The organism is Methylomonas lenta, from assembly GCF_001644015.1.
Taxonomy (GTDB): Bacteria; Pseudomonadota; Gammaproteobacteria; order Methylococcales; family Methylomonadaceae; genus Methylomonas; species Methylomonas lenta.
Map to the genome: position 1 here is coordinate 1 of NZ_LUUI01000154.1, position 13,293 is coordinate 13,293.

The 13,293-nt window shown below is 46.6% G+C and carries 14 protein-coding genes; 3 read left to right on the plus strand and 11 right to left on the minus strand.

Features of this window, described 5'->3' with window-relative positions:
• Positions 1 to 77 precede the first annotated feature (77 nt).
• From A1359_RS19295 to A1359_RS19345, 11 genes are all read right to left on the minus strand, one after another.
• Positions 78 to 473, minus strand: a complete 396-nt coding sequence (locus tag A1359_RS19295; RefSeq protein WP_066987282.1) for a hypothetical protein — start codon at positions 471 to 473, stop codon at positions 78 to 80.
• 288 nt (positions 474 to 761) lie between these two features.
• A complete protein-coding gene (gene rsfS / locus A1359_RS19300) occupies positions 762 to 1,103 on the minus strand; it encodes a ribosome silencing factor (RefSeq protein ID WP_066987285.1) in 342 nt (113 codons plus the stop codon).
• Entirely contained in the window at positions 1,103 to 1,738 is a 636-nt protein-coding gene (nadD, locus tag A1359_RS19305; protein WP_066987289.1) for a nicotinate-nucleotide adenylyltransferase, read from the minus strand. Before nadD ends, rsfS begins: the two co-directional genes overlap by 1 nt.
• Positions 1,735 to 2,991, minus strand: coding sequence for a glutamate-5-semialdehyde dehydrogenase (locus tag A1359_RS19310; RefSeq protein WP_066987360.1), 1,257 nt, complete (start codon positions 2,989 to 2,991; stop codon positions 1,735 to 1,737). Before A1359_RS19310 ends, nadD begins: the two co-directional genes overlap by 4 nt.
• 98 nt (positions 2,992 to 3,089) lie before the next feature.
• Positions 3,090 to 3,548 carry an arsenate-mycothiol transferase ArsC gene (locus tag A1359_RS19315; protein WP_066987292.1) on the minus strand — a complete coding sequence of 153 codons (459 nt, stop codon included), beginning with the start codon at positions 3,546 to 3,548 and terminating at the stop codon, positions 3,090 to 3,092.
• Between the two features lie 115 nt (positions 3,549 to 3,663).
• Positions 3,664 to 4,404, minus strand: coding sequence for a polyphosphate--glucose phosphotransferase (gene ppgK, locus A1359_RS19320; RefSeq protein ID WP_066987295.1), 741 nt, complete (start codon positions 4,402 to 4,404; stop codon positions 3,664 to 3,666).
• 102 nt (positions 4,405 to 4,506) lie between these two features.
• Positions 4,507 to 4,950, minus strand: coding sequence for a poly-beta-1,6-N-acetyl-D-glucosamine biosynthesis protein PgaD (pgaD, locus tag A1359_RS19325; RefSeq protein ID WP_066987298.1), 444 nt, complete (start codon positions 4,948 to 4,950; stop codon positions 4,507 to 4,509).
• A complete protein-coding gene (gene pgaC, locus A1359_RS19330; protein WP_083960731.1) occupies positions 4,947 to 6,296 on the minus strand; it encodes a poly-beta-1,6-N-acetyl-D-glucosamine synthase in 1,350 nt (449 codons plus the stop codon). The genes pgaD and pgaC overlap by 4 nt, the downstream gene beginning before the upstream one ends.
• A 5-nt stretch (positions 6,297 to 6,301) precedes the next feature.
• Complete coding sequence (gene pgaB / locus A1359_RS19335) at positions 6,302 to 8,215, minus strand: poly-beta-1,6-N-acetyl-D-glucosamine N-deacetylase PgaB (protein ID WP_083960732.1); 1,914 nt, start codon at positions 8,213 to 8,215, stop codon at positions 6,302 to 6,304.
• A gap of 88 nt (positions 8,216 to 8,303) precedes the next feature.
• The gene (locus A1359_RS19340; RefSeq protein WP_066987301.1) at positions 8,304 to 8,999 is read right to left on the minus strand and encodes a response regulator; all 696 of its coding nucleotides are present in this window, start codon (positions 8,997 to 8,999) and stop codon (positions 8,304 to 8,306) included.
• Positions 9,000 to 9,007: 8 nt separating this feature from the next.
• Positions 9,008 to 10,597: a DUF4118 domain-containing protein gene (locus A1359_RS19345; RefSeq protein WP_066987302.1), complete on the minus strand. Its 1,590-nt coding sequence runs from the start codon at positions 10,595 to 10,597 to the stop codon at positions 9,008 to 9,010.
• 399 nt (positions 10,598 to 10,996) lie between these two features.
• Between A1359_RS19345 and nhaD the strand changes: the two genes are divergently transcribed.
• The 3 genes from nhaD to A1359_RS19360 all read left to right on the plus strand — a co-directional run bounded on the left by nhaD (position 10,997) and on the right by A1359_RS19360 (position 13,285).
• On the plus strand, positions 10,997 to 12,427 hold the full coding sequence (gene nhaD, locus A1359_RS19350) for a sodium:proton antiporter NhaD (protein ID WP_066987305.1): 1,431 nt from the start codon (positions 10,997 to 10,999) through the stop codon (positions 12,425 to 12,427).
• A 14-nt stretch (positions 12,428 to 12,441) separates the two neighbouring features.
• Positions 12,442 to 12,630: a twin-arginine translocase TatA/TatE family subunit gene (gene tatA / locus A1359_RS19355; protein ID WP_066987308.1), complete on the plus strand. Its 189-nt coding sequence runs from the start codon at positions 12,442 to 12,444 to the stop codon at positions 12,628 to 12,630.
• A gap of 70 nt (positions 12,631 to 12,700) precedes the next feature.
• Complete coding sequence (locus tag A1359_RS19360; protein WP_066987311.1) at positions 12,701 to 13,285, plus strand: DedA family protein; 585 nt, start codon at positions 12,701 to 12,703, stop codon at positions 13,283 to 13,285.
• Positions 13,286 to 13,293: the final 8 nt, after the last annotated feature.

Genomic DNA, 13,293 nt, shown 5'->3' on the forward strand with positions numbered 1-13,293 from the left:
CGCGTGGGAACGAGATAAATTGACACCCTAGGATTGCGCCTTACGACCTTACGCGGGCTGATAACCTAAAATTCAACCTAACTTTGTAATACATGTTGAATTAATGCTATACCAACGCCCACAAACCCAATTGTTGTGATAACAAAACTTATTGCCGTTAAAACTTTCCAAATTTGTTTATTCCAAAAATCGGGATCAAAGGCTGCAACAACAAAAATACTTGGGTTAGTGAACCCTCCTATAGCTACACACCAACATGCAAAAATAGGTAATTCGACTCCTGCACCATAAAAACCAAGATTAAATAATGCCATAAGAGCAAAATCAATATGCGCTCTAATCATGGTTTTATAATCAACTAAAAATTTCTCATCAACACCTTTAATCGGGAACCATCGAGCAAATGTCATCAGCCATGCTGATAATATTAATGCTGTCATACAAGCAACAGCACCTACTAATAATATTTCCATTATTTTTCCTTCGAATTATTGGTTTTTGAGTAGAATAATATTTGAATATATATTAAAAATGATTTTAAGCTTTTTACTTAAAAATTAATCATTTATCATATATTATTTAAAATACAACTAATATTTATCATGCAAACTTACCTACCCATCATAATGCCACCGGCTTTATCAGGCACGAAATACGGCATTTAACTTTACCTCAGTAATTACCGACTATTGGAGTACAAACCTAGGTTTGCACACCAATATCTGCACAGTGCCGAGCGAGGCCTTTTGCATCATGGAAGTCTAGCTATTTTGTTTTTCGCCTTCCACAGACCACAGCTTTTCCAACTGATAAAACTCGCGGGCCTGGCCTGTCATCACATGCACCACTACATCACCCAAATCCAGCAACACCCAATCGGAGACGTGCTGACCTTCCATACCTAAGGGCTGTTGACCATTTTCTTTTACTTTTTCCATCACATAATCACACAGTGATTTCGCATGACGGGAAGAAGTGGCGGTGGCGACTACCATATAATCGGTAATGCTGGATTTGCCGCGCACATCCAAGGTTGTAATATGAACTGCCTTGCGATTGTCGAGTTCGTTCTCGACCAAGGTTAAGAGTTGTGCTGTGTCCATTAAGTGTCCTGTGTTGGGGAAAGATAAAGTTGATGGTTCCGGATGTAAGCTATCACTTGATCCGGCAGTAAAAATTTTGGATTGCGTCCATCAGCAATCAAACGACGTATTGCTGTTGCGGAAATATCCAATGCGGTAACGGCTTGAAAAAACAAGCCTCCAGCCATGTGTTGCTGCAGTTGTCGGCGATTGGTATATAAACGTTGACGGAAAAAATCCGCTAAATCCGGCTTGTTGTAGGATGGCCGGGTCATCACCACGATATGCGCCAGATCAAACAGATGTTGCCATTGATGCCAGCTTTCCAAACCGGCAAAAGCATCGGTGCCGATAAACAGTATCAGCTTGGCTTGCGGGTTTTCTTCGCGTAATGAGCGCAAAGTTTCAATCATATAAGACGGCCCTGCTCTATCCAGTTCGCGTCTGTCTATTTGCAGTTCTGCAGTTTCGGCAATCGCCAATTGCAACATTTTTAGACGCTGCTCGCCATCGACATCCGGCTGTTGCCGGTGCGGTGGTAAGCGACAGGGAATCAGGCGTAATTGCGCCAGCCCGAATATTTCCTTAACTTCCAGGGCGGTGCGCAAATGCCCGTAATGCACCGGATTAAAGGTGCCACCGTAAATACCAATCACTGCCTGATGTGACCGTCGCCTAGCACGATGTATTTCAAAGAAGTCAGGCCTTGTAAGCCAACCGGGCCACGAGCATGTAGTTTGTCGGTGCTAATGCCAATTTCCGCCCCTAAGCCATATTCAAAGCCATCGGCAAAGCGGGTAGAAGCATTCACCATTACAGAGCTGGAATCCACTTCGCGTAAAAAACGCCGCGCCAGCGTGTAATCTTCGGTCACTATCGCTTCGGTATGTGCCGAACTATATTGATTGATGTGCGCAATTGCTTCATCGATATCGGCAACGATTTTGATAGACAGAATAGGTGCCAGATATTCGGTATGCCAGTCTGCTTCTGTAGCACGCACAGCGTTTTTAACCAAAGAACAGGTTTTCAAGCAACCGCGCAATTCCACGCCTTTTTCGGCGTATTTTTCCGCCAATATAGGCAGTACTTTGCCGGCGATATGTTCTGCAATTAACAAAGTCTCCATAGCATTACAGACACCATAGCGATGTGTTTTGGCATTCAACGCAATCGCCACGGCTTTATCGATATCGGCCTTGCCATCGATATAAACATGGCAAATGCCGTCCAAATGTTTGATGACGGGAATTGTCGCCTCAGCGCTGATGCGTTCGATCAGGCCTTTACCGCCACGCGGTACGATAACATCGACATATTCTTTCAGAGTAATCAACTCGCCTACGGCCGCTCTATCGGTGGTTTCCACCACTTGTACTGCAGTTTGCGGCAATCCGGCCTCGGCTAATCCTTTGCTGATACAGGCGGCAATGGCTTGATTGGAATGAATCGACTCCGAGCCGCCCCGCAAAATACAGGCATTACCCGCTTTTAAACACAGCGCAGCTGCATCGATGGTGACATTGGGCCTGGATTCGTAAATGATGCCGATAACGCCTAACGGCACCCGCATCTGACCGACCTGAATACCGCTAGGTCGATAACAGAGATTAGTGATTTCTCCGACGGGATCGGCTAAGGCGGCGACTTGCTTTAAACCTTCCACCATCGCTTCGATGCGCGCCGGGGTAAGTTCCAATCTATCTAAAGAGGCGGCGTCGAGACCATTTTCTTTACCTGCTTGCAAGTCTTTACGATTTTGCAGACTCAATTCGGCACTGTCTGCGCTAATGGCTGCGGCAATTTTTAACAACGCCAGGTTTTTACGGCCACTATCTGCCTTGCTGATTTCGCGCCCGGCTTTTCGAGCCTGCTGACCCAGTTGCTGCATGTATTGTTTAACGTCCATCATCTAAGATCCGCTGAAACATAAAATGAGGCATTATAGCAAGCTGGCTTAAATTACTACGATATTCAAAACAAGCCCGGACAAATTCGCAAAATCGACTACTCGCGCGAGCTCTGATGACGCAAACGCTGCAATAGATCCAGCACGGCAGTTTCGATTTGCGGCAAGGCCTGCTCGGGGTGTTCATCCTCAACATCATGCACATGCCAATATTCAACCCGCTCGACCCATGCCGGAAAGTTTTTACTCACCAACGGTCGATGTTCTGCCTGTTTTAGGGCGATGATGTGCTGCGCGTTCAGCAAATCCTGCTCAGTCACCGAAATGGGCGAACGAATATGACCAAACGAAATATCTTTTTTCACCAACGCTTGCAGGGTATGCAACGAGATCGGCCCGGCATCGTCTTTTAATTGTTCGATCGCCAATCCGCGCGAAAAAGCCTGCCACGGCAACGAATACTCAGGCGCATAATGATTAAACAAATACTCGGCAAAACGGCTACGGTAATAATTGCCGGTGCATAAGAACAATACTTGGGAATGTGTTGTTGTCATGGCAATCTGGGTTTTAATGAAGAAGGATAACAGTCTAGATTAAGCATTTTTCTACAGCAGCCAAGTGGTTTTGACAGCGCTGATTACTCGGCACAACTGCTTTTAATCAAGCACGTCATAACCTGGATCTGGCGTACAAAGCAGCGCCTACAATGCCCGCCTGATTTAAAAAAGCCGCCGGTTTTACTGGCGTATCAACAGTAAGTTGAGGATTAAATTTGTCAAACTTTTTGCTAGCGCCACCACCTAGAATAATCAGGTCGGGCCAAAACAATTTATCCATTATAGTCAGATAGCTGTTAAAGCGTGTGCCCCAGGTTTTCCAGCCCAAGTCTTCAGTTTTTCGTGTCGCATCTGAGGTATAACGTTCCGCCACCATACCGTTTTCCAGATAGATATGACCTAACTCGGTATTAGGCATTAAATGCCCATCGGTAAAAAGCGCAGTGCCTATGCCAGTACCGATGGTAATCAACAACACCACGCCGGCTTGCCCGGCTCCTTCACCAAACTGCATTTCCGCCATACCGGCGGCATCGGCATCATTAACGTTAAAACACGGGCAGTTTGTGGCTGCTGAAAACAAGCTATCGATATTGGTACCAATAAACTCATTGGATATATTGGATGCCGTTCTTACCACGCCGTGCTGTATAGCCGCCGGAAAACCACAGCCAACCAGACCGCTCCAATCGAAATGTTTCACCAATTTTGCCAGCACCGCGGCAACCGCCTCAGGTGTTGCTGGTTGCGGGGTTTCGATTCGGTGACGCTCTGTAGTCAGTTCACCTGTTTCCGTATCCACGATGGCCCCTTTAATACCTGAACCACCTATATCCACACCGAGAATTAGCATAACTTGTCCTGGAAATTATTTTTGATGGGAATCATTTTAGGCCAAGTCCATAGGAATTGCTGGCATTACAGTTTCAAATGCTGAATGCTGAAAGTGGTTTCTTTATTTCCCTGAATGAACAAGTCTGGTTATATTGGCTTTTTCGTCAAAATAGACGCTGACTTTTTGTTCTGACCTAGCCTGGTTTAACTGTTTGATTTCGACATGAAAGTGGTTTGCCAGCCCCTGATCGGTGACAGGAGAATGTGGCTTGGGCTTTATGGAGACGTGTAGCCAGGACAAAGCAAATGTCCAAACCAACCAAGCCAAGGAAATCACCAAGATAATCCCCCCATACATTTGCGATAACTCCAGCAGGGTTTTATAACCACCAAACCAGCGAATTTCGTCGGATAGGCTTTTCAGCCCCAGCAGCCAACCACCCAAAGTAAATAAAGGCAGCAAAAAGTACAGCCATAATAGCCAACTCATACAGACCAGAAACGCTGAACTCAACTTTTGTTGCAGACTTTGCAGATGCGGTTGATCGATGATGATGTGTTTCATTTTTCTCTCAAGCCCCTATCCAAGGTTACCCACACGGCCCGTTGGCCTTTTTTCTTACGCAAGGCCTTGATGCAGCCATTGACGGTAGTGCCGACGCTGATCAGCCAATATACGATCGGGTACCAGATCATCCAGTAATAATGCTGAGCCGCCCCACCACTTCGCTTCTCATAAATCGAATCGATGCTTAAGCTGACGCCGAATTGAATCAAACAGGTCACGCATAACAACATGCTGGTCCAGTGTGGGGATAAATCTGCCAAGGCTGCTTGGGGTTGTTCGGTTAGCCACCAATCTAGTGGCGCGGTCAGCAACATACCGGCAACTAAAAAAGCCCAGCACAAGCTAATACAGCATTCCAGATACAGCGGCCACATGCCGCGCGAACGCCAATGCCACAGCGAACCAAAATAGCGTAATAACACTTCCACACCACCTTGTGCCCAGCGACTGCGTTGTTTCCATAAGCCAGATAAGGTTTCCGGCATCAACACCCAGCACAAGGCATTGGGCTCGAAACGAATGCGCCAGCCGGCCAACTGCATTTTCCAGCTAATATCGATATCTTCAGTGACCATGTCCGGGCTCCAATAGCCGACCTCATGCAAAGCGGTTTTGCGAAAGCCGGCAATCACGCCGGATATGGTAAAAACATGTCCATAGGCGCGCTGAGCGCGTTTGATCATGCCGACGATAGCCGAAAACTCGCCAACCTGAATCTTGCCCAGCAACGTGGAACGATTGCGAATACGTGGATTGCCGGTGACGGCGCCGACGTGCGGATCGTCCAGAAAATGTTTGACTATCCAGGCAGTCGCGTTGGGGGCCAGCAAAGCATCGCCGTCAATGCCTATCAATATTTCGCTATTGGCTAATAAGGCTGCGGTGCGTAAACCTACCGCTTTACCTTGGTTGCTGGCCAGATTGACTACGCGTAATTGCGGATATTGATCGGCCAATTCGTGCAGGATTTCTAAAGTGTTATCTTTGCTGCCGTCGTTAATGGCGATGATTTCATAGTTCGGATACTGCTGTTGCGATAGATATTGGATGGTTTCGCGAGCATTTTCACCTTCGTTATAGCAAGGCACCAGAATCGACACCATCGGATACTCGCTCAACACCGGCAAATCCGACAACACGTTGCCGCGATTGCGCTCCCAGCGCCAATAGTAAATCAGCCCGCCTATCATCCAGACATAAGCCATCAGCAGCGGGTAATAAAATACAAATCGCGACAGCCATTCCTCCCATAACGGCCAGGGCATGTTTTCCAGGTGTTCCTGGCTGCGAAACCACCAATCGATCAGTTTTTGCGCCCAGGGTCGGGCTAGCAGTTCATTCATACCGGTTAATCCGGATTAACCGCAGGAAAGAATTGTTTCAATTCCTCTAGCTTGGGTTGATCGTGGTGCAGATTGTCGGGGTAATAGCCAATATGCTGAGCGCCCAGTTTTTTCAGTAATTGAAACTGTTCGGTAAATACAGCCATGGGTATGTCTTGCTGTTTTTTCCAATCCACTGCCTGCAGTTCAAACACCATTTTGTTGAGTCCGTTAGGCTGTTCAGCCGTTTTCTTGACCAACTCGGTTAACCATTTGTTGGCATCCTCAGCTCCTTCCATAAAGGGCATGGCTTCGATGGCGACGTAATCATAGTGTTTCAAAAATGCCGGCAAAGATTGCGCGTACCACTCTTCGCTATAAGGCTTTAACAAAGGCAAAGCGTAAAAATTACGCGCGGTTTTGATGTACGGCCGGTAAAAACGTACCCGGTCGGTTAAATAATCGGTGAACTGGCTAATATATTCGGTTTTATGTTGGGCCCACTGCAGACGTAACTCACTGCTAGCGTGAATTTTTTCAAATTCAGCCGGCAAGCCCCATACATTGTGCGTAACATCCATTGCTGACGCTGAGACGTCTTCAAAATCCGATAAAATGCCGTCGTCATGAAATAACAACCCATTAAAGTCACAATGCTTGGCCAAGTCTTCGTAAATGTCGCCGATGAATTGTCTTGCCTCAGGATTAAATGGAGACAGCCGGGAATATATATGCCTGGAAAATTGCGGACCGCCATCGCGCCATTCTTTGACATACCATTTCAGCGGCATATCGGTTTTATAAGCCATAATGGGCATCCAGGCGTAAACCTTAACATTGGCCTTAGTGCGTAATTGCAAAGCCACATGGCTGAACATATCCTTACGCACCGGCAAATGTCGATTGGGGAAATACAGGGCGTCGGCATTACCATCGCCATCCGGATCCGAAAAAGCTTGTAAATACACCGTATTGGCGCCGCTGGACTTGATGCGTTCGACCAGCGCTTTCAGATTGCGCGCGGTTTGTTCGTCATCCTCGTCGTAGATGTAATCCATGTCCACATGGGCCACTCTCAAGGAGAGGTTTTTGCGCTGCTTGGTGACGATATCGCCAAATTGTTTGCCGTTGACGTCATCGGTGATCATCATACGCTTCATTAACCCAGCATCCGCCAGCGTATTGCTGCCGTCGTTCAAGCCCATAGTGAGTGGAATGCCATATTGTTTGGCGGCTTCCAGAGCGATGCTGTTGTATTCGCCATAAGGCCATACCATCACCCGTGGACGTACGCCCAGCAATTGAAACAAGCGTTCCGAGCTTTTTTCCACTTCCTGAAAAATCCGTTTGTGGTAATCGTCGTCTTTTTCGTATTCCTCGTATTCAGTATTGTATAAGCGTGAGGTGACGGCGCTGTGTTCATCACCGAAAGGATTCATGACTATGCCGTGATGTAGGTCATGAGTATGGCTGGCGATTTCCACTAGGCCGCTGGCCATTACTTCGCGGATTTGCGCAGCAGACATTAATGGTTTGACGCCATGCACATGCTGTCCTTCCAACCAGGAACCCACCACAGCCAAAGTGGCTGGATAGTGATATTTTTTTAACAGGGGTAATGCTCGCGTGTAAAAACTCAAATACCCGTCATCAAATGTCAATATTACTGCCTTGTTCGGCAAGGTTTTTTCACCTTTCATCGCGTCCAGCAAATCTTGAATACTGATGACGTGGTATTGATTTTTTTTCAGCCAAGCAAAATGTTGCTCCAGATGCTTTTTATTAACCGCAATACGGTCAAAAGGTGGCACTTTCTCTTCTTCCTCCAGGATGTCATGGTAGTTCAGCACCAAAAAATGACCATTGTCGGGGACTGCAAACAATTGACTGGAAAACAACAAAATCGCGAACGTAATAATTAAACGCAAAATACCTGGCATAGTTAATAAAAAAAAGAAAGACTTAGAGGATAGCCAGCGAGATGCGGCAACAATCCCGGAAAAGGACGCCGCATTCTACGCTAATGATTTAAATTTTAAAGCGATATCCAACCCCGGATTCGGTGAGTAAATAGCGCGGCTGGGTGGGGTTTTGTTCCAGTTTTTGGCGTAACTGACTCATGTAAATACGCAAATAATGCGCATTTTCTTGATAGGATGGCCCCCATACCTCCCTGAGTATCTGTTGATGCGTCATCACTTTACCCACATTTTTAACTAATACCGACAGCAAACGGAATTGGATCGGGGTCAAACGCACTTCCTGACCATCGACGCTGACCAGGCGATTGAGTAAATCGATGTGCAAATTGTCAGTGGTGAATAATTCGCCTTGCGGATTTTCTGAGGTTCGATTGGCATGACGCAGCGCCACCCGAATACGCGCCAGCAATTCGCCAAACCCAAACGGTTTGGTTAAATAATCATCGGCACCCAAATCCAGAGCATCAATTTTATGCTGTTCGTGATTTCTCGCCGATAACACGATAATAGGTATACCGGACCAGGCCCGCACAGCCTTGATGACCTCAACGCCGTCCATATCAGGCAAACCCAAATCCAAAATCAGCAAATCAGGTTTGCGCATGCCGGCTTCGACAATACCTTGTTTGCCGGTTTCGGCTTCGAAAACCGTAAAGTCTTGCGTACTCAAACTGGTGCGCAAAAATTTACGTATGGCCGGGTCGTCTTCTATAACGATGATTACAGGTGCTGTTTTTGACATAGGCTGTGTTACTCGTCTTCGGGCGCCAATACTGGCGGCGCTTCATCCAGTGGCAACACCAATTCAAACGCTGCGCCGCCTTCGGGTCGGTTATGCGCACTGATCTGGCCGCCATGAGCTTCAACAATGGCGCGACAAATGGCCAAACCCAAGCCTACCCCGCTTTGCGCCGCCTCATTGCGAGTTTGGTAAAACTTCTCAAATAGTTTTTCTTCCAACCCTTTAGGTATGCCGGGGCCGTGGTCGGCCACTGCTATGCGAGTGGTTTGCGCGGAGATATCGACGGTAATTTCCAACGCACTACTAGCTGGGGTGTAACGAATTGCATTTTCGATTAAATTGATCAATACCTGTTCGATCATCACCACATCAACATACAACATAGGAATCCCAGCTGGCATAGTGACTTTTACTGATCGTTTTTGTAGATATTTATGCTGACGAGTCAGAACCGAACCGATGATTTCCTCGACCGGGTACCATTGCTTGTTCAGATAAATTTTACCGGCATCCAGGCGAGCCATATCCAATAAGTTATTGATTAACAGGGCCATCCTCTCAGCTTCATCGACGATGGCGCGGCTTAAATCCAGTCTATCAGATGCTTGCAGATGACTATCGTCATCGGCCAAGGCACTGGCCGAACCGATGATGGTCGACAATGGCGTGCGCAAATCGTGCGAAATGGCGCTAAGTAGCGAGTTTCTCAACTGCTCGGCTTCAATCTGAATTTGAGTGGATTTAGCTTGTTCGGCAAAGCGCAGCCGCGATAAAGCCTGAGCAATCTGGCGTAATAAGGTTTCCAGTAATTGTTGCTGCTCCGGTAAGCCAATACGTGCATGACCCATGGGTAACAAAGCCAGCACCCCCATCACTTTATCCTCATCATGCAATGGAAAATACAAGGTTCGATTGTGAGTGCTTTGACCGGCCAACCTGTCGTTATCCAAGGTCCATTGCGCCAGCGTTAAATCGACAGTGCGGAGAGACTCCGGCAATTCGGGCGCTTTGGGATATTGCAGACAGCCTACGTCATCGGCAAATAAAATCACTGCCCGGCTGTTGAATTCGTGGGATAAGTGCTTGACGGCCATACAGACAATTTCCTGTTCGGTTTGACAGGTCGCCAGCTCTTTACTCATGGCATACAACGCCGTGGCCATGCGCTCTCGGTAAGCAGCAATCCTGGCCTGCGATTTGACATTGATCATCAAATTGCTGATCACAATGGCCACCACCAACATCGCTAGCAAGGTAATTAAATACTGACTATTGGCCGGTGAAAAACTCAGATAAGGTGCGACAAAAAAAAGATCGAAAATCCCCACACCCAGCAATGAAGCCACAATCGAGGGTCCTCGACCGTAACGCATGGCAATAAACACCACACCCAGTAAAAACACCATCACCAGATTGGATAATTCCAGTCGCTCGTACAAAAAATGGCCGATCAAGGCATTGATGGCTGTGATTAAAATCGCCCAAACATAGCCAACCCAGCCATGGTAAGCGCTCGACCCGGCTTGGCTGTCTAGCCTATAGGGCTGAGGTTCTTTAATTCCAAACGTATCGATGGGTGAATGGGCGCCGAGGTTCACAAATTTATTATTTGGCAGGAAGTGTTTATAGATCAGCTATTTAAACATGCACAGCATTAAAAAGCTGGAAGCAGTGTGCATGATTTGTGCATCCACTAACGGAATTTTAAGTCACGACTACTGGCATGCCTATGGGTTGGATCAATTTTTATATTTTTTTTACATATAGCCCCACTATTTTTACAAAATCTTTAGACGTCTTTTTCTAAAGTGGCTGCCGACAATGAGCACATCATTTATCTGTGTCGGTTAAACAAGCTGTCGGCTTAATTCCTATGGAAATAATCTCACTCTCAGCGACTGTTTACAGTTTTTTTGTCAAATGCAATAGCCGAGACTTTGACTAAAACAGCCACCTTTTTGGAATTTTAATTCCAGCCTTACAGGAATATTATCCGAATGAAACTAGCGCCCATTTTGTTGTTTTGTTTTTTGCCAAATCTGGCCTGGGGCGCGCTGAATGCTGGCACTGAACAACATCTGGATTTAACAAACCACTGGGTAGGCTATGCGGCGATAGCTATTTTCGTAGTGGCTTATGTGCTGGCGATGATTGAAGAAGTCATCGAATTGAACAAATCCAAACCTATGGTGTTGGCTGCGAGTTTGATTTGGGTATTAATTGCCTCGGTATATGTATCCGGCGGCTTGGATAAGCAAGCCGGCATAGCTTTTCGCTCTGCTTTGGAAAGTTATGCCGAGCTATTTTTATTCATCATGGTATCCATGGCCTATTTGAATGCCATGGAGGATCGTGGGGTGTTCGACAATTTGCGAGTCTGGTTGCTCAGTAAAGGCTTTAGCTATCGCAAGTTGTTCTGGATTACCGGCGTCATGTCGTTTGGCTTATCGTCTATTTGTAACAATCTCACCACCGCATTGTTGATGGGGACAGTGATTTACACCATGGGCAAAGATAACCGCCCATTTCTGAGTATCGCCTGCATCAACATCGTCGTGGCTGCCAACGCGGGCGGCTCATTTAGCCCGTTCGGCGACATTACCACCTTATTGGTTTGGCAAAGTGGCGTGGTGCCGTTTGCAGATTTTTACTCATTGTTTATTCCGGCTGTGATCAATTTTGTAGTGCCGGCCAGCATCATGCATTTTTGGGTTCCCAAGCAACAACCCGCCGCTATCGGCAAAGCGCCGGTCTTAAAACGCGGAGCTTTAGCCATGGTAATCCTGTTTTTATTGACCATTATTACCGCAGTTTGTTTTGAAAACTTTTTAGAACTACCGCCTGCAGCCGGCATGCTGGCAGGCCTGACTTACTTGAAATTTCTGGGTTTTTACTTGCAAAAAACCGAACAAAAACCGGAAAAGAGCCAGTTCGAGCATGTCTACAAGTTGTTCAATGTCGAATTACCCGCAGCCAATAAAAACCAACAATTTGACGTTTTCAAAAGCGTAGCCGACTTGGAATGGGACACCTTGCTATTTTTCTACGGCGTCATGGTCAGCGTAGGTGGCTTAAGTTTTATCGGCTATTTAACCCTGCTATCCGATGCCTTATACGTCGGCATGGACCCTACTTTTGCCAACATTCTGGTGGGTATTTTGTCAGCATTCATCGACAACGGCACCATCATGTTTGCCGTGCTGACCATGCACCCGGTTATATCTGAGGGGCAATGGTTGCTGGTCACGCTGAGCGCAGGTGTGGGCGGCAGTTTGTTGGCGATTGGCTCTGCGGCCGGCGTAGGTTTGATGGGGCAAATGAAAGGTGCTTACACATTTGGTGTGCATCTGAAATGGATGCCAGCAATATTGCTAGGTTTTGCCTGCAGCATCGCTGCACATTTTTTATTGAATGGTCGTTACTTTTAGTTGAGGAGGTTCAGATGGGATTTAGCATTCCGCATTTAATGGTGGTTCTGGTCATCGTGTTATTGGTATTTGGCAGCAAGCGTTTAAAAAACCTCGGCGCAGACTTGGGAGGCGCTATCAACCATTTCCGTAAAGCCCTGCAGGAGGCTGACAAAACACAAAAACCAACCAAACACGACGACGATTTAGAACACGAGAGCTGAAGCGTATTTTTAATTATACTGTCCACATATTCCCGCTTTCGCAGGGTCACTTAGGTCATTCGCACATATTATGGATTTACATCAACTGATCATCGATTACGGGTATTGGGCCTTATTAATAGGCACCTTTTTAGAAGGCGAAACGATTTTAGTGATTGCCGGCTTTTTAGCGTTTAGTGGATATCTTCAGTTACCTTTGGTCATACTGACAGCATTTTTAGGTACATTTGCCGGCGACCAAAGCTTTTTCTATTTAGGACGTTACAAAGGCATTGCGTTTTTGGAAAAACGACCTTTATGGCATAGCAAAACTGACAAAGTATTTGATTTATTGCATAGGCATCAAATTAAAGTGGTGTTGGGATTTCGATTTTTATATGGCGTGCGCAATGTAACACCCTTTGTGATTGGCGCCAGCCGCATGCATCCGGGAAAATTCTTTCTGCTTAATGGCTTGGGTGCGGGGATTTGGGCGATTGCAGTTGGTTATCTGGGATTTGAATTCGGCGATGTTGCTGAATCATTTTTAGGCGAAATAAAGCATTACGAAGTCCACTTTTTACTGGGATTGGTCGCCGTGGGCGCTATGTTATTTTGGCGCTCTACGCACCTTGCCAAACGTGCTCGGGAAAATGCTGCCAATGCTGCGGACTAATAGCTGGA